15 protein-coding genes are annotated in these 16,754 nt (G+C 73.4%); 6 read left to right on the plus strand and 9 right to left on the minus strand.

Translation table 11 applies throughout. The features are described 5' to 3' along the window. The first annotated feature begins 282 nt into the window (after positions 1-282). Complete coding sequence (locus ACIBBA_RS03070) at positions 283-633, plus strand: hypothetical protein (RefSeq protein ID WP_396693178.1); 351 nt, start codon at positions 283-285, stop codon at positions 631-633. Here the strand turns inward: ACIBBA_RS03070 and ACIBBA_RS03075 are convergent. The 7 genes from ACIBBA_RS03075 to ACIBBA_RS03105 form a co-directional block, all read right to left on the minus strand. Beyond that, positions 620-2,152, minus strand: coding sequence for a protein kinase (locus tag ACIBBA_RS03075; protein ID WP_396693180.1), 1,533 nt, complete (start codon positions 2,150-2,152; stop codon positions 620-622). The genes ACIBBA_RS03070 and ACIBBA_RS03075 overlap by 14 nt on opposite strands. Before the next feature lie 31 nt (positions 2,153-2,183). Continuing rightward, positions 2,184-2,699: a hypothetical protein gene (locus tag ACIBBA_RS03080; protein WP_396693182.1), complete on the minus strand. Its 516-nt coding sequence runs from the start codon at positions 2,697-2,699 to the stop codon at positions 2,184-2,186. A gap of 238 nt (positions 2,700-2,937) precedes the next feature. Beyond that, positions 2,938-6,534, minus strand: coding sequence for an adenylate/guanylate cyclase domain-containing protein (locus ACIBBA_RS03085; protein ID WP_396693184.1), 3,597 nt, complete (start codon positions 6,532-6,534; stop codon positions 2,938-2,940). Further along, positions 6,531-7,364 (minus strand): MBL fold metallo-hydrolase, encoded by an 834-nt coding sequence (locus ACIBBA_RS03090; RefSeq protein WP_396693186.1) that lies wholly within the window; start codon positions 7,362-7,364, stop codon positions 6,531-6,533. Before ACIBBA_RS03090 ends, ACIBBA_RS03085 begins: the two co-directional genes overlap by 4 nt. A 126-nt stretch (positions 7,365-7,490) precedes the next feature. Continuing rightward, positions 7,491-7,952 (minus strand): RidA family protein, encoded by a 462-nt coding sequence (locus tag ACIBBA_RS03095; protein ID WP_350873581.1) that lies wholly within the window; start codon positions 7,950-7,952, stop codon positions 7,491-7,493. After that, positions 7,949-8,104, minus strand: a complete 156-nt coding sequence (locus ACIBBA_RS03100; protein ID WP_174242689.1) for a hypothetical protein — start codon at positions 8,102-8,104, stop codon at positions 7,949-7,951. Before ACIBBA_RS03100 ends, ACIBBA_RS03095 begins: the two co-directional genes overlap by 4 nt. A 44-nt stretch (positions 8,105-8,148) precedes the next feature. Then, on the minus strand, positions 8,149-8,634 hold the full coding sequence (locus tag ACIBBA_RS03105; protein WP_396693188.1) for a hypothetical protein: 486 nt from the start codon (positions 8,632-8,634) through the stop codon (positions 8,149-8,151). A 428-nt stretch (positions 8,635-9,062) separates the two neighbouring features. Between ACIBBA_RS03105 and ACIBBA_RS03110 the strand changes: the two genes are divergently transcribed. Genes ACIBBA_RS03110 through ACIBBA_RS03120 form a run of 3 tightly spaced genes read left to right on the plus strand, consistent with a single transcriptional unit; the run spans position 9,063 to position 11,965 of the window. Then, the gene (locus ACIBBA_RS03110) at positions 9,063-9,755 is read left to right on the plus strand and encodes a hypothetical protein (protein ID WP_396693436.1); all 693 of its coding nucleotides are present in this window, start codon (positions 9,063-9,065) and stop codon (positions 9,753-9,755) included. A gap of 26 nt (positions 9,756-9,781) precedes the next feature. After that, a complete protein-coding gene (locus tag ACIBBA_RS03115; protein WP_396693190.1) occupies positions 9,782-10,759 on the plus strand; it encodes an ArsA-related P-loop ATPase in 978 nt (325 codons plus the stop codon). Positions 10,760-10,813: 54 nt separating this feature from the next. After that, positions 10,814-11,965, plus strand: coding sequence for an ArsA-related P-loop ATPase (locus tag ACIBBA_RS03120; protein WP_357055529.1), 1,152 nt, complete (start codon positions 10,814-10,816; stop codon positions 11,963-11,965). Here the strand turns inward: ACIBBA_RS03120 and ACIBBA_RS03125 are convergent. Then, positions 11,952-12,269 (minus strand): WhiB family transcriptional regulator, encoded by a 318-nt coding sequence (locus ACIBBA_RS03125; RefSeq protein WP_350873585.1) that lies wholly within the window; start codon positions 12,267-12,269, stop codon positions 11,952-11,954. The two genes, ACIBBA_RS03120 and ACIBBA_RS03125, sit on opposite strands and share 14 nt — an antisense overlap. A gap of 404 nt (positions 12,270-12,673) precedes the next feature. On the opposite strand from ACIBBA_RS03125, the gene ACIBBA_RS03130 reads away from it, so the two are divergent. Beyond that, positions 12,674-15,112: a penicillin-binding protein gene (locus tag ACIBBA_RS03130; protein WP_396693193.1), complete on the plus strand. Its 2,439-nt coding sequence runs from the start codon at positions 12,674-12,676 to the stop codon at positions 15,110-15,112. 242 nt (positions 15,113-15,354) lie between these two features. On the opposite strand, the gene ACIBBA_RS03135 is transcribed toward ACIBBA_RS03130, so the two are convergent. Continuing rightward, positions 15,355-15,810 (minus strand): GatB/YqeY domain-containing protein, encoded by a 456-nt coding sequence (locus ACIBBA_RS03135; RefSeq protein WP_396693195.1) that lies wholly within the window; start codon positions 15,808-15,810, stop codon positions 15,355-15,357. A gap of 25 nt (positions 15,811-15,835) precedes the next feature. Here ACIBBA_RS03135 and ACIBBA_RS03140 point away from each other — a divergent pair, with 25 nt between their 5' ends. Then, positions 15,836-16,729 (plus strand): metallophosphoesterase, encoded by an 894-nt coding sequence (locus ACIBBA_RS03140; RefSeq protein ID WP_396693197.1) that lies wholly within the window; start codon positions 15,836-15,838, stop codon positions 16,727-16,729. The last annotated feature ends 25 nt before the right edge of the window (positions 16,730-16,754 follow it).

A 16,754-nucleotide genomic window follows, 5' to 3' on the forward strand; every position in this document is an offset into this window, starting at 1 on the left:
TAGCGGCTCGGAGCCATTTTCGTGGTCGCCACGGCGGGGCGTCCTCGGGGCGAAGCCGGGGTGCGGCAGGCGCCCGATCGCCCGCCGCACCCCGGGGTCCTCAGCGGACGGTCAGCCCCGTCAGTCTAGAGATCGTGGGCAATGAATGTGGCCCGAGAAACGCTTACAAGAAAGACAATCCACGTGCCGATGTAACGTTTCCGTCATGCCCGACGCTACACGTCCTCACCGCTCAGCGGTTGACAGCCGGGGCGACGGCGACATGCTGGACAGGTGAAGAGGTTGACCAGGCCCGATGCGCGTACGGTGGCGGCCGTCGCGGCGCTGGCCGCGCTCGCCCTGCTGGTGACGCTCGTCGTCTGGCGGCGGCAGGACCTGCTCGGCGTGGGATTGGCCCTGCTCTTCGTCCTGCTCGCGACGATCTCCGGGGTGTCGGTGGCCGCCGCCCGGCAGGCCGACGAGCCGGCGGCGGAGCGCGCGCCGGCACCCGGGCACCACCTGGTGGACCCGCTGGCGGTGGACGCGGACACCCTCGACGCGCTGGACAGCCGCGACGCGTTGCGCGCGGTACGCGACCGGCGGCGTGGCTCCGGCTGGCTCGACGACCCCGCCGGCCGCTTCAGCGACCGGTGAGCGTCGGCACGGTCAGCGCGTCGACGCCGCGCCCGGCCAGGCAGCGGAACACCCGGTCGACGTTGCCCTCGACCGGCGGGAGCACCTCCAGGTGCCAGCCGGCGACGGAGCTGATCCCGGTGGTCAGCCGGAAGGTGCTGGTGCTGCACACCTTCTGGACGGTCGGATCGGCGCGTACGTCGGGGTAGGCGGCGCCGACCAGAGCCACCGGCAGCAGGCCCTCGGCGTAGGCCTCCCAGGTGTGCGGGCCGTCGCAGGCCACCCGGGCCGCCTCGGCCCGATCACCGCGCACCCGCACCGGGCCGAAGCACTCCAGCTCGGGCAGGCATCGGGCGCCGCCGGGCAGCACGGCGGCCGCCCCGGACTCGGTGGTGCAGCCCGGCGGCATCCGGTCGGCCGCGTCCGCGGCAGCCCGGCTCACCGACGGGGACGGACCCGGCGCGGGCGGACGCTCGGCCATCCAGGCCCCGGCGGTCGCCGACCCGGCCAGCGCGAGCGCCCCGGCGCCACCGAGGAACCAGCGCCGCCGCCACCGCCGGGCACCGGCCGGGGCGGGCAGCGTGGGGTGGTCGTCCTCGGCCGCGGGGCGGGGCAGTGGCTGGCCGCCACGGCCGGCCGCGTACGGGCCGACGGCGGAATGCCCACCGGTCGGCAGGCCCGCTGCCGCCGCGCCGCTGACCGGCGCCGAGGTCGGGTCGAGCGGCAGCGCGGAGAGCATCGCGCGCAGCTCGACCGCGGTGGGTCGATGGTCCGGGTCGTTCGCCATTCCGGCGCGCAGCACGTCGATCAGCTCGTCCGGCACACCGGGCAGCCCGGGGATCGGCTGGTTGAACATCTCCAGCACGGTGACCAGGCTCGGATTGCGCTCGGTCTGCCAGCGGGGCGGCCGGCCGTGCATCACCGCGTAGAGCGTGGCGCAGAGCGCGTAGACGTCGACGGCGGGCGATGGCGGGCTGTGGCTGAACATCTCCGGCGGCGCGTAGGCCGGGGTGAGCACCTCCAGGGTGACCGACGCGTCGCGCACCTCGGCCAGCACGGCCAGCCCGAAGTCGGCCAGCACCGCCGGGTTGAAGTGCGAGTAGAGGATGTTGGCCGGCTTCACGTCCCGGTGCAGCACGCCGGCCGCGTGCGAGTGGGCCAGCGCGTCCGCGATCTTGATGCCGAGGTCGCGCGTCTCCGCGGCGTCCAGCGGGGAGGTACGCATCCGCTCCGCATAGGAACCGTCGCAGAGCTCCATGATCAGGTAGGGGTGCTGGTCGACGGTGACCCCGACGTCGAAGAGGTCGACCACGTGCGGATGCGACGACATCCGGCCGGCCGCGCGCGCCTCACGCAGGAACCGGGCCTGGTCGCGCTCGCTGTCCAGGGTGCGATTCTCCACCTTGACCGCGACCTCGCGGCCGACGGAGATCTGGGTGGCCCGGTAGACAGTGGCGTAACCACCCCGGGCAAATACCCGCAAATCGGTTAGACCGGGCACGATCGGTACCGGTAGGCCGCCGGACGGAGTGTCGGTCACAGCTTCGAAAATACCCAACCGGGCAGACGTCTCAGCGCACCGCGTCGACGGCGGGTGCCGAGCCACCGGCCCCGGACCCGTCCCCGCCGCTCGGATCGGCCGCCGTCGGCGCCGCGTCTCCGCCCGCCGCGACACCACCGGCCGAGGCCGCTCGGCGGGTGTCCCACCACAGGCCGACCGCGGTCGCCACCGCGCCGACGCCCTCCCAGGCGGCCACGCCGAAGAACCGGTCGGGCGCGATGTCGGACAGCACCGCGATGCTGAACACGGTGAAGGTGACCAGCCGGAACACCACGGTGAAGCGGTAGAAGGCGCGCCACTCGGTGGCGGTGGCCAGCAGGTAGTAGACCCCCATGTTGAACGAAGCCATCGAGGAGGCGAGCAGGAAGGTCCCGGTGTGGTCGCCCGGGGCCCGGCTGGCCGGCACCTCGAAACCGAGCGACCGCAGCATCGCCTCCGGCCAGAGCAGCCCGACCGCGCCCATGACGAGCGCCAACACGCCGAAGACCGCGATCGTCCAGCCCGCGGCGGTACGCGGCAGTTTCATCTCGGTCCTCCCCAGGTACCGGTGCGGCCGCCACTGTGGACCGCCGCATCAACGCCGACACGCTAACCGCCGCCGGACCGGGGCACCATCGGCGAAACCGGCAGACCCGTCCCACCACTGCCCGACCGTCCGCAACCACCCGCGTTGATCAAGAGATCCGCGTCAAGTTGGAGATCGACTCTGACGCGAACCTCTTGATCAACCCGAGCGACCAGGGGGCCGGGCGGGCAGCCGGGGGTCAGGGGAGGAGGCGGGCGCGCAGGGCGTCGGCGGCGGGGCGCTCGCTGCGCTGCTCGGTCGCGTACGCCAGGCGGACCGCCTCCTCGGCGCTGGCCAGCGCCTCGGCCGGGCGGCCGCAGGCGGCCAACGCCTCGGCCAGCACACCGGCCGCGATCACCTGACTGCGGACGTCCTCGGCCGGAGCGGCGGCCGCCCGCCGGGCCCAGTCCAGCGCCTGATCCCGCTGCCCGTGGGCGAGCAGCGCCGAGGCGTACCGGGCCATCGTCTGGCGGCGGGCGAAGAGCAGCGCGGGGGTGTTCGCGGCGGCCGTGGTGGCCAGCGGGGCGAGCAGCCCCACCGCGGTCGCCGAGTCACCGGCCGCCAGCCGGGCGGTGGCCAGCAGCACCCGGGGCGCCACCTGGGCCGGCGCCTGAGGGTTGTGCGGCTCGACGGCGGTCAGCACCGCCCGGGCGTCCCGCTCGGCCGCCGGCCCGTCACCCATGTCGAGCGCCACGAAGCCGCGCAGCGTGCCGGCCATCCCGGTCAGCAACGGGTGCGCCGTACGAGCGGCGTAGGACAGCGCGTCGGTGAACAGGTCCGCCGCGTGCTCCGGCTCGCCCAGCCCGCGTGCCACCACCCCCCGCACCACCAGCGCGAACCCGCGCCCCCAGTCGTCCGAGGCGGCGGCGAACTCGCGGTACGCCCGGCGGGCCTCCCGGTCCGCCTCGGCCAGCTCGCCCAGCTCGGCGCTGGCGAACGCCTCGACCGCGCGCAGCGTGCCCACCGCCCACGCCTCACCGACCCGCTCGCCGAAGGGCAGGAAGACCCGCGCCAACCGGTCGGCCTCGCGCAGCCGCCCGGCGAGCAGGCGGGCGTAGGCGGTGGTGCCGCGCAGCCAGGCCCGACCGTACGGGTCCTTCAGCTCGGCGAAGAGCCGGGCGGCCCGGCCCAGCACCGCGTCCGTACCGGCGAAGTCGCCCCGGGTGGTGGCGACCCAGGCCAGATTCTGCAGCGACCAGGCCTGCCCGTGCCGGTCCTTCGCGCCCAGGCTGACCTGGTACGCGCCGGCCAACCGGCTGCTCGCCTGGCTGAGTCGCCCGGCCACGAAGTCGGCCATGCCCAGCCGGCGCATCGCCGAGGCGCGCTGCGTGGCCAGGCCGCCCGCGGTGGCCACCTGCAACGCCTCCTGCCACGCGGCCACCGCGCGGGTCTGGTCGCCCAGGGTCTGGTGGGCCTGCCCGGCGAGGAGCAGCGCGCTGGCCCGCACGGTCTCCTCGCCCGCGTTGGCGGCGATCTTCTCGGCCGAGGCCAGCGCGTCGGCCGCCCGGCCGATCTGGAGCAGCGCGCGGGCGTGCACCACCCGGTCCGTCGCCGGCACACCGTCGGGGGCCAGCTCGGCGGCGCGCTCGGCGTACTCGACGGCCAGCGCCGGCTCGCCGGCGGTGAGCGACCGGCGTGCGGCCCGGCCGAGCGCGGCGACCCCGAGCGGGACCACCGCGCGGGCCGGCGCGTCCGGGCGCAGCTTCACCGCGTCGGCGAGCGTGGCGGCCCGCTCGACGTGGGCGGCGACGAACTCGTCCCGGTCGGCGTCGGTGAAAGCGGCTGCCGGGTTCGGTGCCGCCGGGTCGTGCCCGGCGTCGCCCGGCGCCGCCCAGCGGGCCAGCGCCGCGTGCCGCTCGGCCAGCTCGGCTTTGCTCACCCCGGCGTACACGGCTTCGCGCATCAACGGGGTCGCGAAGGCGTAACCGGTGCGGGTGCGGTGCAACATGCGCCGTTGCAGCAGCTCTTCGACGGCCCGCTCCAGCTCGACCGCGACCACCGCGGCGGGACGACCGTCCCGCCCGGCGTGCTGTTCGCGCAGCGCCTCCAGGGCGCCGGTCGGAACGGTGTCGCCGACCACCGCGGCGTCCCGCAGCGCCGACCGGGCGTCCGGCGGCAGCGCGTCGATGCGGGCCGCCAGCACGGCGGCGAGATCCCGGGAGAGCAGCCGGCTGCCCAGCGAGCCGGGGGCGAGTCGCCAGCCGACGCTGGCGCCGCGGCCCGGCCCTGCGGTCAGCGCGCCGCGCTCCAGGAGCAGGGTCACCAGCTCGGCCAGGTAGAACGGGTTGCCCTGCGCGGTGGCGAGCAACCGGTCGGCGTCGGCCTGGGGCAGCTTCCCGCCGCTGAGGTAGCTGGTCAGCAGCCGGGCCGCGTCGGCGCCGCGCAGCGGCGGCAGCGCGTGCACCTCGGCGTCGGCGACCCGGGTCAGCGCACCGGCCGTCCGGACCAGCTCGGGGCGGCCGAGCAGCAGCACCAGCACCGGGCCGGCGAGCCGGGACAGCGCCATCCCCAGCGCCCGGATGGTCTCCGGGGTCGCGTCGTGCAGGTCGTCCACGATCACCACCAGCGGCGCCTCCACCGCGAGTGCGCTGAGCAGGTCGGCGACCGCGTTCGGCACCGCCTCGGCGTCCGCCGGCAGCGCACCGGCGCCGGTCCACTCGCCGTTGTCGGTGCCGCCGTGCGCAGGCAGCTCGGCGTAGCCGAGCAGGGCGAGGAGCTGGTCGGTGGGGATCGGCGCAGGCTCGGTGCCGGCGCGGGCGAGCCGCTGGCCGAGCCGGCGCAGGCGCTCTTCGACCGCCGGGCGGGTCAGCGCGGTGGCCGCGTCGCCGGGCAGCCCGACCGCGGCGCGGACCAGGTCGGCCAGTGGGGCCAGCCGGCGTCGCTCGCCGAAGGCGGCGCAGCGCACCGAGAGCACCCGGGCGCCGGTGTGCGCGGCGTACCGGCCGGCGCCCACGTCGTAACCGGCGGCGAGGCGCTCGACCTCGGCCGCGAAGCGGGACTTGCCGATGCCCGCCTCGGCGGTCATCAGCAGCACCCGCGGCTCGCCCCGGTCGATCACCTCGGCGAGCCGGCCGGCGACCCGACCGATCTCGGTCTCCCGGCCGACGAACGGCGCCTCGTCGCCGAGGCCGGAGCGGGTGCCCGGCGCGTCCAGGAGGCCGAGCAGCTCGTACGCCTCGACCGGCTCGCGCTTGCCCTTCAGCCGCAGCGGCCGCAGGGCTCGCCAGGAGGCCACGTGCCGGGTCGCGGCGGCGGTCCGGGCACCGGCGTAGACCGCGCCGACCGCCCCGGCGTCGGCGAGCCGCGCGGCGGTGTTCACCGTGTCGCCGATGACCGTGTATTCGATGGCCGCCTGGATGCCGGCGATCACGTCGCCGGTGTTCAACCCCACCCGCAGGCCGAGGGGAGCGCCGCCGCCGCGCTCGTCGTCGAGGACCCGGCGCACCGCCCGCTGCATGGAGAGCGCGGCGCGGACCGCCCGCTCGGCGTCGTCCTCGTGCGCCACCGGAGCGCCGAAGACCGCCATGATCCCGTCGCCGGTCAGCTTGTCGACGTGCCCGCCGAAGGTCTTGACCGCGCCCGCGAGCGCGGCGAGCACCCGGTCGGTGACCGCGCCGACCCGCTCCGGGTCGAGGTCCTCGGACCAGGAGGTGAAGTCGGAGAGGTCGCCGAAGAGCACGGTGACCACCCGGCGCTCGGCGGCCGGCAGCGTCGCGGCGGCCGGCAGCGCGGCGCCGCAGTTGTGGCAGAACCGCGCGCCGGGCACGGCGACGGTTCCGCACACCGGGCAGGTCACGGCTGCTCCAACTCCGTACCCCCGTCCCCGGATTCCCGGGTCGGCACCGCGAGGTACTCCAGCTGTGCGCGCACCGACCACTCGGCGGCCCACCAGAGCGACCGGTCCACGTCGGCGTAGACCGCCGCGACCACCTCGGCCGCGGTGCCGGCGCCGGCGGCGACCGCCGCCCGCACCTGGTCGAGCCGGGCCCGCCGGTGGGCGAGGTAGAAGTCGGCCGCCGCACCGCAGTCGGCCAGCGCCGGCCCGTGCCCCGGCAGTGCCGGGACCCCGCGGTACGTCGAGAGCAGCTCCAGGCTGGCCAGGTAGTCCCCGAGGTGCCCGTCCGGGTGGGCGACCACGGTGGTGCCCCGCCCGAGGATGGTGTCGCCGGTGAGCACCACCCGCTCGGCGGCGTGCTCGACCAGGAAGCAGACCGAGTCGGCGGTGTGCCCGGGAGCCGGTACGAGCCGCACGGTCAGCCCTGGGACGTCCGGCGACGCGCCGGCGGCGAGTGGTGACCCGCCGAGGGTGTGCGCCGGGTCGGCGGCGAGCACCGGCACCCCGCCGAGCAGTTCGCTCAGCCGGGCGGCGCCCTCGGTGTGGTCCGGGTGGCCGTGCGTGATCAGCACCAGCCCGATCGGTCCGCGCGCCGCGATCGCGGCCAGGTGGCCCTCGTCGGCCGGCCCCGGGTCGACCACGACGCCCAACTCCTGGCCAGGAGCACGGAGCAGCCAGGTGTTCGTGCCGTCGAGCGTCATCGGCCCCGGGTTGGGGGCGCGTAGCAGCGTCACCCAGTCCGGCAGTTGGTCGGCGAGCGCTGCCGCCGGCGCGGTCACGTGCCCCGTCATGGCTGCGATCGTACGACCCCGCCCACCGCTCCCCGCGATCTTGCGGGTACCGCCCAGGGTTTGTGCCAGTTCACGGCATTCGCCGGGCGGTGACCCGCGAGATCGCGGAGAGTCGGGCGGGAACGGTCAGCCGACCTCGACGATGACCTCGATCTCGACCGGGGCGTCGAGGGGCAGCTCGGCCACGCCGACGGCGCTGCGCGCGTGCCGGCCGGCCTCCCCGAAGACGGCGCCGAACAGGTCGGAGGCGCCGTTGATCACCGCCGGCTGGCCGGTGAAGCCGGGGGCCGACGCGACGAAACCGGTCAGCTTGACGATCTTGACCACGTTCTCCAGGCCGACCAGCGAATCGACCGCGGCCAGCGCGTTGAGCGCGCAGCGCTGGGCGAGATCCTTGGCCTGCTCCGCGGAGATGCCGGCGCCCACCTTGCCGGTGGCGAGCAGCTTCCCCTCGGCCATCGGCAGCTGCCCGGAGACGTAGACGTGCTGGCCGGTCTGCACCGCCGGCACGTAGCTGGCCACCGGAGGCACCACCTCGGGCAGCTCGTGCCCCAGCTCGGCCAGCTTCGCGTGCGGACCGTTGCTCATGCCTTGGGCCGCTTCAGGTAGGCGACCAGTTGGTCCGGATTCGGACCGGGCACCACGGCGACGAGCTCCCACCCGTCCTCTCCCCAGTTGTCCAAGATCTGCTTGGTCGCGTGGACCAGCAGCGGGACCGTGGCGTACTCCCACTTCTGCATCGGTGCAGGGCTCCCTCGAGTGCGCGGAATCTTCGAGGCACAGCCTACGGTCCGGCTGACGGCCGGGGCGCGGGACGCTGCTCCGGCGCGGCCGGCAGTTCGCCGCACGGCCCGCCGTGCTCGTAGCGCTGGGGACAGCGGGAGCGGTCGGCCAGCAGCAGGTCGCAGAAGACCCGGTGCCGGTTGTTCTGGTCGTCGGCGTTGGAGACGGTGGTCTCGCCGGCGTCCAACTCGGGCAGGAAGCCCAGGGAGACCGCGATCCGGCTGGCGAGCACGGTGGCCGCGGCCAGGTCGGGCACCCGGATCGGCAGATGGATCACGTAACCGGGCTCCTCGTCCTCCCGGCCGGGCTCGGTGGGTCGGCTCACCGTCCGCATCACCTCCACCGGTTCGGAGATACGGCGGTAGGACCGCTCGTTGATCGGCAGGCTCCCGACCGGCCCCTCACCCTCCGCCGAGCCAGACCCGGGCCGACGCGACCGGTCGTTGGCCGGGAACTGGGCTCGAGGGATGTTGTCCGTGTCGCGCATGCACTGCCTCCGGGCGTCGTACCTGGTCAAGTCCCCGCTGTTCCGGTCCGGAGCTCCGCCCGACCCGGTTTCCCCCGCGACGGCACGACCGTAGGCCGGGGGCGAAGTCCCGCCAATAGGACGCGCGCGCCCGACCGGCGGCCAGTCACATATGTGACAGATGCCGGGTACGCTCCCCCGACTGGTCGCGCTCCCACCCCCGGCTGGCGCCACGGGCGACACCGACGGGGTCATCGACCGCTACCCTCTCGGTCGGACGGCACGCGACGGCGTCGCCGCGAGCTCGACTTCACGCTAGTCGCCGGCTGGCGGCGAGCGCCGCACCCCCGGGGGAAGAGATGACCCAGCCACCCAGCGGCGACCCGACCGGATCGCCGGCCGTCCCGCCGGCCCACCCCGGCGCTGCCGGACAGTCCGACGCCCCGGGCATCCCCGCCCAGCCGGCCGGCCCGGGCACCCCGACGCAGCCCGTCTCCGGCGTCCCCGCGCAGCCGGCCCCCGGACAGCCGGCCGCGCCGGCCTTCCCCGGGCAGCCCGGCGCGCCGACCTTCCCCGCGCAGCCCGGCGACCCGGCCGCGGGCGGCGCGGCACCGTCCGGGCATCCGCCGGTGACCGACCCGGCGGCGATCCCGGCACCCCCGGCCGGCTTCCCCCCGTACGGGGCGCCCGCCCCGCCGAAGAAGAAGCGTGGGCTGCTCATCGCCGCGATCGCGCTGGTGGTGGTCCTGGTGCTCTGCGTCGGCGGGGGCGTGACCGCGTTCCTGACCCTGCGCAACGTCGAGACCGGCGAGGGCGCGAAGGAGCCGGCGGTCGCGGTGGAGCGGTTCCTCACCGCCGTCTACCGGGAGCGGGACGCCGCGAAGGCGACCGCCCTGGTCTGCTCCTCGTCCCGGGACGACGACAAGATCGCCACGAAGGTGGCCGAGGTGGAGAAGTACGTCTCCGAGTACAAGAGCCCCCGTTTCCGCTGGACCACCCCGAAGGTGGACAACCAGACCGGCGACCGGGCCACCGTCTCCACCAAGGTCACCATGACCACCGCCGACGAGAAGGTGGCCGACCAGGAGCTGCGCTTCACTGTGGTGCAGAAGACGGGTTGGTGGGTCTGCGAGGTCGCCTGACCGCCACGGCTGGATAGGCTCGACGGGTGCGAGCAGCTGAGCGGCCGACCGACCCGGCCGGTACCGGATGGCCGGCCCGACTGCACGTGGTCACCGGCAAGGGCGGCACCGGCAAGACCAGCATCGCGGCGGCGCTGGCCCTGGCGTTGGCCCACGGCGGGCGGCGCACCCTGCTGCTCGAGGTCGAGGGACGGCAGGGCATCGCCCAGCTCTTCGGCATCGACCCGCTGCCGTACGCCGAGCGACACCTCACCGACGCGCCCGGCGGCGGTGAGGTGCGGGCGCTCGCGGTGGACGCCGAGGAGGCGCTCCTCGAGTACCTGGACATGTTCTACAAGCTCGGCGCGGCCGGCCGGGCGCTGCGCAAGTTCGGTGCCATCGACTTCGCCACCACCATCGCCCCGGGGCTGCGCGACGTGCTGCTCACCGGCAAGGCGAAGGAGGCGACCACCCGCACCGACGGCCAGCGGCGCGTGTACGACGCGGTGGTGCTGGATGCCCCGCCGACCGGACGGATCGGCCGATTCCTGAACGTGACGGCCGAAACCGCCCGGCTGGCCAAGGTCGGCCCGATCAAGACGCAGAGCGAGGGCGTCGCGGCGCTGCTGCGCTCGCCGATGACGGCGGTGCACGTGGTGACCCTGCTCGAGGAGATGCCGGTCCAGGAGACGGTCGACGCGATCGCGGAGCTGACCTCGCTCGGCTTCCCGGTGGGCCGGGTGATCGTCAACGGAACCCGGCCACCGCTGCCCGCCGGCCGGGTGGTCACCGCCGCTGAGCTGCGGCGCGGCCTGCTCGCGGCGGGGCTGCCGACCGACCGGGGCATCGTCGCCGGGCTGGCCGACGAGGCACGTGACCAGGTGATCCGCCGGGAACTGGAGGACTCCCTCCGGACCGATCTGATCGAGCTGGGGTTGCCGCTGATCGAGCTGCCGCTGCTGCCCGACGGGGTCGACCGGTCCGGGCTGGCCACCCTGGCCGCAGCGCTGCTGAGGGCGGATTGACTCACACCTCCGGTCGGCACGGGCGCACGGACCCGGTCGGCCCGATACGCTCGATTGGTGCCTTCCGAAGACGCGGCGCCGCAGCTCGACGTCGACCAGATCCTCGCTGATCCGGGCGTCCGGATCGTGGTGTGCTGCGGTGCGGGTGGGGTGGGGAAGACGACCACGGCCGCCGCGCTGGCGCTGCGGGCCGCCGAGCAGCACGGCCGCCGGACGGTGGTGCTCACCATCGACCCGGCCCGCCGGCTGGCCCAGTCGCTCGGCCTGACCGAGCTGGACAACACCCCCCGCCAGGTGAAGGGCATCGACGTCGAGACCAGCGGCGGTGAGCTGCACGCCATGATGCTCGACATGAAGCGGACCTTCGACGACGTGGTGCTCCAGCACACCGATCCGACGAAGGCGGCGGAGATCTTCGCCAACCCCTTCTACCAGGCGATGAGTTCCACCTTCTCCGGCACGCAGGAGTACATGGCGATGGAGAAGCTCGGGCAGTTGCACGCCCGGGGTGAGTGGGACCTCATCGTGGTCGACACCCCGCCGTCGCGCTCGGCGCTGGACTTCCTGGACGCGCCGGCCCGGCTCTCACGGTTCCTCGACGGCCGGATGCTGCGCCTGCTGCTCGCACCGGCGCGCAGCGGTGGCCGCAGCATGTTCAGCCTGGTGACCGCCTCGTTCGGGATGTTCTCGAAGGTGGTGCAGAAGGTCCTCGGCGCCCAGTTGCTGACTGATCTGTCCGGCTTCGTGGCGGCGCTCGACTCGATGTTCGGCGGCTTCCGCCAGCGGGCCGAGCAGACGTACCGCATCCTGCAGGCCGGGGAGACGGCCTTCCTGCTGGTCGCGGCGCCCGAGTCGGACGCGGTCCGGGAGGCGGCCTACTTCGCCGGGCGGCTGCGCGACGAGCGGATGCCGCTGGCGGGTCTGGTGCTCAACCGGGTGCACCGGCCGGCGGTGCCGGAGCTGGACGCGGCGCGCAGCAAGGCCGCCGCGGAGCGGCTGGCCGAGCTGGGTGGCCACGAGGGCACCGCCGACGTGCTGCGGGCACACGCCGCGCTGGCCCGGCAGGCGGTACGCGAACAGCAGGTGGCCGCCCGGTTCACCGAGGCGTTCCCTGCGGTGCCGACGGTCTCGGTGACGGCACAGCCCGCCGACGTGCACGACGTCGACGGGCTGCGGACGATCGGCGCGGCAATCAGCCGGTCGTGACCAGGATCTTGTCCTTACCGGTCTTGTCCTTGCTGTTCTTCTTCATCGCGGCCTCGAACATCTTGCGCCAGCTCGTCACCTGGGGGTGACGACGCAGCAGCGCGCGGCGTTCGCGTTCGGTCATGCCACCCCACACACCGAACTCGATCCGGTTGTCGAGCGCGTCAGCCAGGCACTCGTACCGAACTGGGCAGCTCCGGCAGATCCGCTTCGCCACGTTCTGTTCGGCGCCCTGTACGAACAACGCGTCCGGGTCCCCGTTCTGACACGCCGCCAGCGACGGCCAGTCGGCAATCATGCCCATGTGTACACGTCCCCCCTTGCAGTACCTACCGACCTCGTTACGCGTCAGCCGGCAATTCCCCCCGATCGCCCTGCCGGCCTTCCCCAAGGCGGCACGGACGACATGTGGCGCTGTCGCCGCCACCATCATGCTCTGTAGTCGACTGATTACGCAACGTTGTTGGCCAAATCCATCATTCCGGACACTCCCGGCTTCCCGGGCCATCGCTCGCCGGTTACCCCGAGGCAGAACGTGAAAACGCTGCGGAGCCCACTCCAGACGGAGGAGACTCGGCGCCAGTCACACGCAACCACGCACCAGGGGTCGTGCGTTTAACACAACGAGGGCAGCGCGCGCAGGAAATGGGGAAAGAACACCCCAGCGCCCCTCGTTCCCTGTACGCGTACCCTGTCGAGGTGACCTGGATGCGGAAACGTGACCACAACGTACTGACCAACGCCGCATCGCTACTCATCTGTGGCCTGTTGGCCGGCGTGGTGGTCGCGGCGGCGGCCTTCCCCGCGGTGGCGATGTCCGGACTTGCCGCCAAGGCCGGCGCCGAGACCTTCGGTGCACTGCCCACGGAGCTGACGGTGGCCCGCGCGCCACAGATCAGCTACCTGCTCGCCTCGGACGGCAAGACGCCGCTCGCGACGATGTACGACGAGAACCGGCGTGACGTGAAGCTCGCCGACGTCTCGCCGCACATGCAGAAGGCCATCATCGCGGCCGAGGACCACGACTTCTACAAGCACAACGGCGTCGACATCAACGGTGTCGCCCGCGCGTTCGTGAACAACCAGAACGAGGGCGCGAACGGCCGGCAGGGCGCCTCGACGCTCACGATGCAGTACGTCCGGCTCGCCATCGCCTACTCGGCCACCCACCCGGCCGACGTCGTCGCGGCGACCGAGGACACCAGCGCCCGCAAGCTGCGCGAGATGCGCTACGCGCTCCAGATCGACAAGGAGCTCTCCAAGGACGAGATCCTGGAGCGCTACCTGAACATCGCCTCCTTCGGCAACGGCGCCTACGGCATCTACGCCGCCAGCCAGGTCTACTTCGGCAAGCCGCCGAGCAAGCTCAAGATCGAGGAAGCCGCGCTGCTGGCCGGCATGGTGAAGGCGCCGACGACGAACGACCCGACCACCAAGAGCGGCTACCCGCTCGCCCTGGACCGGCGCAACTACGTCATCCAGAACATGGTCGACATCAAGGCCATCACCCAGCAGGAGGCCGACGCGGCCAAGGCCACCAAGCTGGTGGTCAAGGACAAGCGCACCCCCAACGGCTGCGTCGCCACCAACGTCAACAGCTGGGGCTTCTTCTGCGACTACTTCTACCGCTGGTGGATGCAGCAGGAGACGTTCGGCTCGACCTCGTACGACCGCGAGCGCCGGCTGAAGAGCGGCGGCTACACCGTCGTCACCTCGATCGACGTGCAGGCCCAGAAGGGCGCCGACAGGGCGGTCCGCAAGGCCAAGAGCGTGAACAGCAAGGAAGCCGCGATGGTGGCGGTGGTCGAGCCGGGCACCGGGCGGGTCCGGGCCCTCGCGGTGAACCGGAACTTCAAGCTCGACGACCCGAAGCACCCGACCAACAAGCCGCACAGCGACCCGAAGCAGCGCAACAAGGGCAAGCTCGGCAACTACCCGAATACGGTGAACCCGCTGCTCACCGGCGGTGACGGCATCACCGGCTACCAGGCCGGCTCGACCTTCAAGATGTTCACCATCGTGGCCGCGCTGGAAAAGGGCGTCCCGCTGAGCTACAGCATGAACGCGCCGCAGCAGTTCAAGTCGGAATACATCATCGACAGCGGCAGCCCGGCCGCCTGCCCCGGCACCCACTTCTACTGCCCGACCAACTCCGGCAAGAAGGCCGGCGGCGTGCAGAACATGTGGAGCGCCTTCAGCGCTTCGATCAACACCTACTTCGTGCCGCTGCAGCAGCAGGTCGGCGCGGAGAACGTGGTCGACGTCGCCAAGCGGCTCGGCATCCAGTTCCGGCAGAGCGAGGACGCCAAGTTCGCCGGCACCAAGGACGCCGCGCACCAGTGGGGCGCGTTCACCCTCGGCGTCTCGCAGACCACCCCGCTGGAACTCGCCAACGCGTACGCCACGCTGGCGGCGGACGGCAAGTACTGCGAGCCGATCCCGGTGCAGAAGATCACCGGTCCGGACGGCAAGAACCTGGACATCGCCAACCCGCGCTGCGAGAAGCGGATCAGCACCGAGGTCGCCCGGGCCGCCGTGGACGCCGCCCGCTGCCCGGTCGGCGACAACTCCGCGACCACCAAGTGCGGTGGCAGCCGGACGGCGGCGAACGTGCGCGGCATCGTCGGCAAGCCGGTGGCCGGCAAGTCCGGCACCACCGACTCAGAGAAGACCGCCGCCCTGGTCGCGATGACCAAGCAGTACGCGGTGGCCGGCATCATGGCCGACCCGGACTGGCCGCAGACCAACGTCAAGATGGGGCACAACGTCAAGAACGGCATCAACCCGCCGGTCTACGAGACGTTGCGCGACGCCATGAAGGGCAAGAAGGGCATCAACTTCGAGCCACCCGGCAAGAAGATCTCCGAGGGTGACCAGCGTTCCATCCCGGACGTGAAGTGCCAGTCGGTCGACACCGCCCGGTCCCGGATCAAGGGTGCCGGCTTCGAGGCGATCGTCTCCGACACCAAGGTCGCCTCCAGCTGCCCGCCGGGCACCGCCGCGGGCACCAGCCCGGACGGCCGGACCATCAAGGGCGGCGTGGTCACCATCCAGATCAGCAGCGGTGGGGGCGGCGCCACGCCGCCGGGCAACCAGCCCGGCAACCCACCCGGCAATCAGCCCGGCCGGCCGCCCGGTCGGAACTGAGGCTGAGCTTCGGGCCCGGCGGCGACCGCCGGGCGGGCCCGAGTCGACAGCGTGAACCGCGACGGGCGGGCACCCAGCGAGGGTGCCCGCCCGTTTCGGGTTACCGGTTCCGGAGCGCGGCGGTTTCGGGGCGCGGCGGTTTCGGGCCGCGGCGGTTTCGGGGCGCGACCACCCAGCTGCCCGACGCTCGGCCCGGCGGCAGCGACCGGGTCAGACGGGCCAGGTGAACCCCGCCCTGGTGGTCAGAGGCCGAGCTGCCGGCGTACCTCGGCGGCCACCCGGCCACCCTCGGCCCGGCCGGCGACCGCGGTCTGCGCCGCCTTCATCGCCGGGCCCATCTGCGCCTTGCCGGTGAAGCCGCCGGCGCTGAGCGCCCCGGTGACCAGCTCGGTCAGCTCGGCGTCGGAGAGCTGCTTCGGCAGGTAGCGCTCCAGCACCTCCTCCTCCGCCGACTCCTTCGCGGCCTGCTCGCCGCGACCGGCCTCGGAGAACGCGCTCGCCGCCTCCCGACGCTTCTTGGCCTCCTTGGTCAGCACCGCGAGCACCTCGTCGTCGGTGAGCTCGCGCTTGGCCTTCCCGGCCACCTCGGCGTTGCCCACGGCGGCCAGGGCCATCCGCAGCGTGGAGGTGGTCAGCTCGTCGCGCGCCTTCAAGGCGCTCCGCATGTCCGCGGTCAGGCGGTCCTTCAGCGTGCTCATGGACGGTCAAACTACCCTGAACGGCATGCGAAAGCGCACAGTATTCCGGCTCGCGGCCTCGGCCGCCGCGGTGGGCGCGGCCACCCTGGCGTACGCGTCGCTCATCGAACGCAACATGTTCACCCTGCGGCGGTACGACGTGCCGGTGCTACCGGCCGACGCGGAGCCGCTGCGCGTCCTGCACCTGTCGGACCTGCACATGATGCCCGACCAGGCGCGCAAGCAGCGCTGGGTGGCGTCGCTCGCCGCCCTCGACCCCGACCTGGTCGTGGTGACCGGGGACAACATGGCACACCCCGACGCCGTGCCCGGGGTGCTGCGCGCCCTCCAGCCGCTGCTGGACCGCCCGGGGGCCTTCGTGTTCGGCTCCAACGACTACACCGGCCCGGTCCTGAAGAACCCGTTCACCTACTTCCTCCCGGACCGGGAGTACACCGAGGGCGTCGAGCTGCCGTACGAGGAGCTGCGCGAGGTGTTCACCGGGGCGGGCTGGCACGACCTGAACAACGCCCGAACCACGCTCAAGGCCGGCGGGCGGCTGATCGACCTGGTCGGCGTGGACGACCCGCACATCGAACGGGACGACTACCCCGCTGTCTCCGGCCAGGTCGCCGTGTCGGCCGACCTGTCGATCGCGCTCACCCACTCCCCCGAGCCGGCCGTGCTCGACCAGATGGCGGCCGACCGCTTCGGCCTGCTGCTGGCAGGGCACACCCACGGCGGGCAGGTCTGCGTGCCGGGGTACGGCGCGCTGGTGACCAACTGCGGGCTGCCCCGGTCGATGGCGCGCGGGCTGCACCGCTGGCCGGGCTCCGACTCCTGGCTGCACGTCTCCGCCGGCCTCGGCACCCACCCCACCGCCCCGGTCCGCTTCGCCTGCCCCCCGGAGGCGAGCATCCTCACCCTCATCCCCCGCTGACCCGCGCGGGCCGCGCGGGCCGCGC

The sequence above is a fragment of the Micromonospora sp. NPDC051006 genome, assembly GCF_044456245.1.
Classification (GTDB): domain Bacteria; phylum Actinomycetota; class Actinomycetes; order Mycobacteriales; family Micromonosporaceae; genus Micromonospora.

Bases quoted from the DNA above. Each gene is read 5' to 3' on its own strand.
- ACIBBA_RS03080 (WP_396693182.1), bottom strand. From the start codon at position 2,699: ATGAAACTGCCGCGTACCGCCGCGGGCTGGACGATCGCGGTCTTCGGC.
- ACIBBA_RS03090 (WP_396693186.1), bottom strand. From the start codon at position 7,364: ATGACGGGGCACGTGACCGCGCCGGCGGCAGCGCTCGCCGACCAACTG.
- ACIBBA_RS03095 (WP_350873581.1), bottom strand. From the start codon at position 7,952: ATGAGCAACGGTCCGCACGCGAAGCTGGCCGAGCTGGGGCACGAGCTG.
- ACIBBA_RS03100 (WP_174242689.1), bottom strand. From the start codon at position 8,104: ATGCAGAAGTGGGAGTACGCCACGGTCCCGCTGCTGGTCCACGCGACC.
- ACIBBA_RS03105 (WP_396693188.1), bottom strand. From the start codon at position 8,634: ATGCGCGACACGGACAACATCCCTCGAGCCCAGTTCCCGGCCAACGAC.
- ACIBBA_RS03125 (WP_350873585.1), bottom strand. From the start codon at position 12,269: ATGGGCATGATTGCCGACTGGCCGTCGCTGGCGGCGTGTCAGAACGGG.
- ACIBBA_RS03130 (WP_396693193.1), top strand. From the start codon at position 12,674: ATGCGGAAACGTGACCACAACGTACTGACCAACGCCGCATCGCTACTC.
- ACIBBA_RS03135 (WP_396693195.1), bottom strand. From the start codon at position 15,810: ATGAGCACGCTGAAGGACCGCCTGACCGCGGACATGCGGAGCGCCTTG.
- ACIBBA_RS03140 (WP_396693197.1), top strand. From the start codon at position 15,836: ATGCGAAAGCGCACAGTATTCCGGCTCGCGGCCTCGGCCGCCGCGGTG.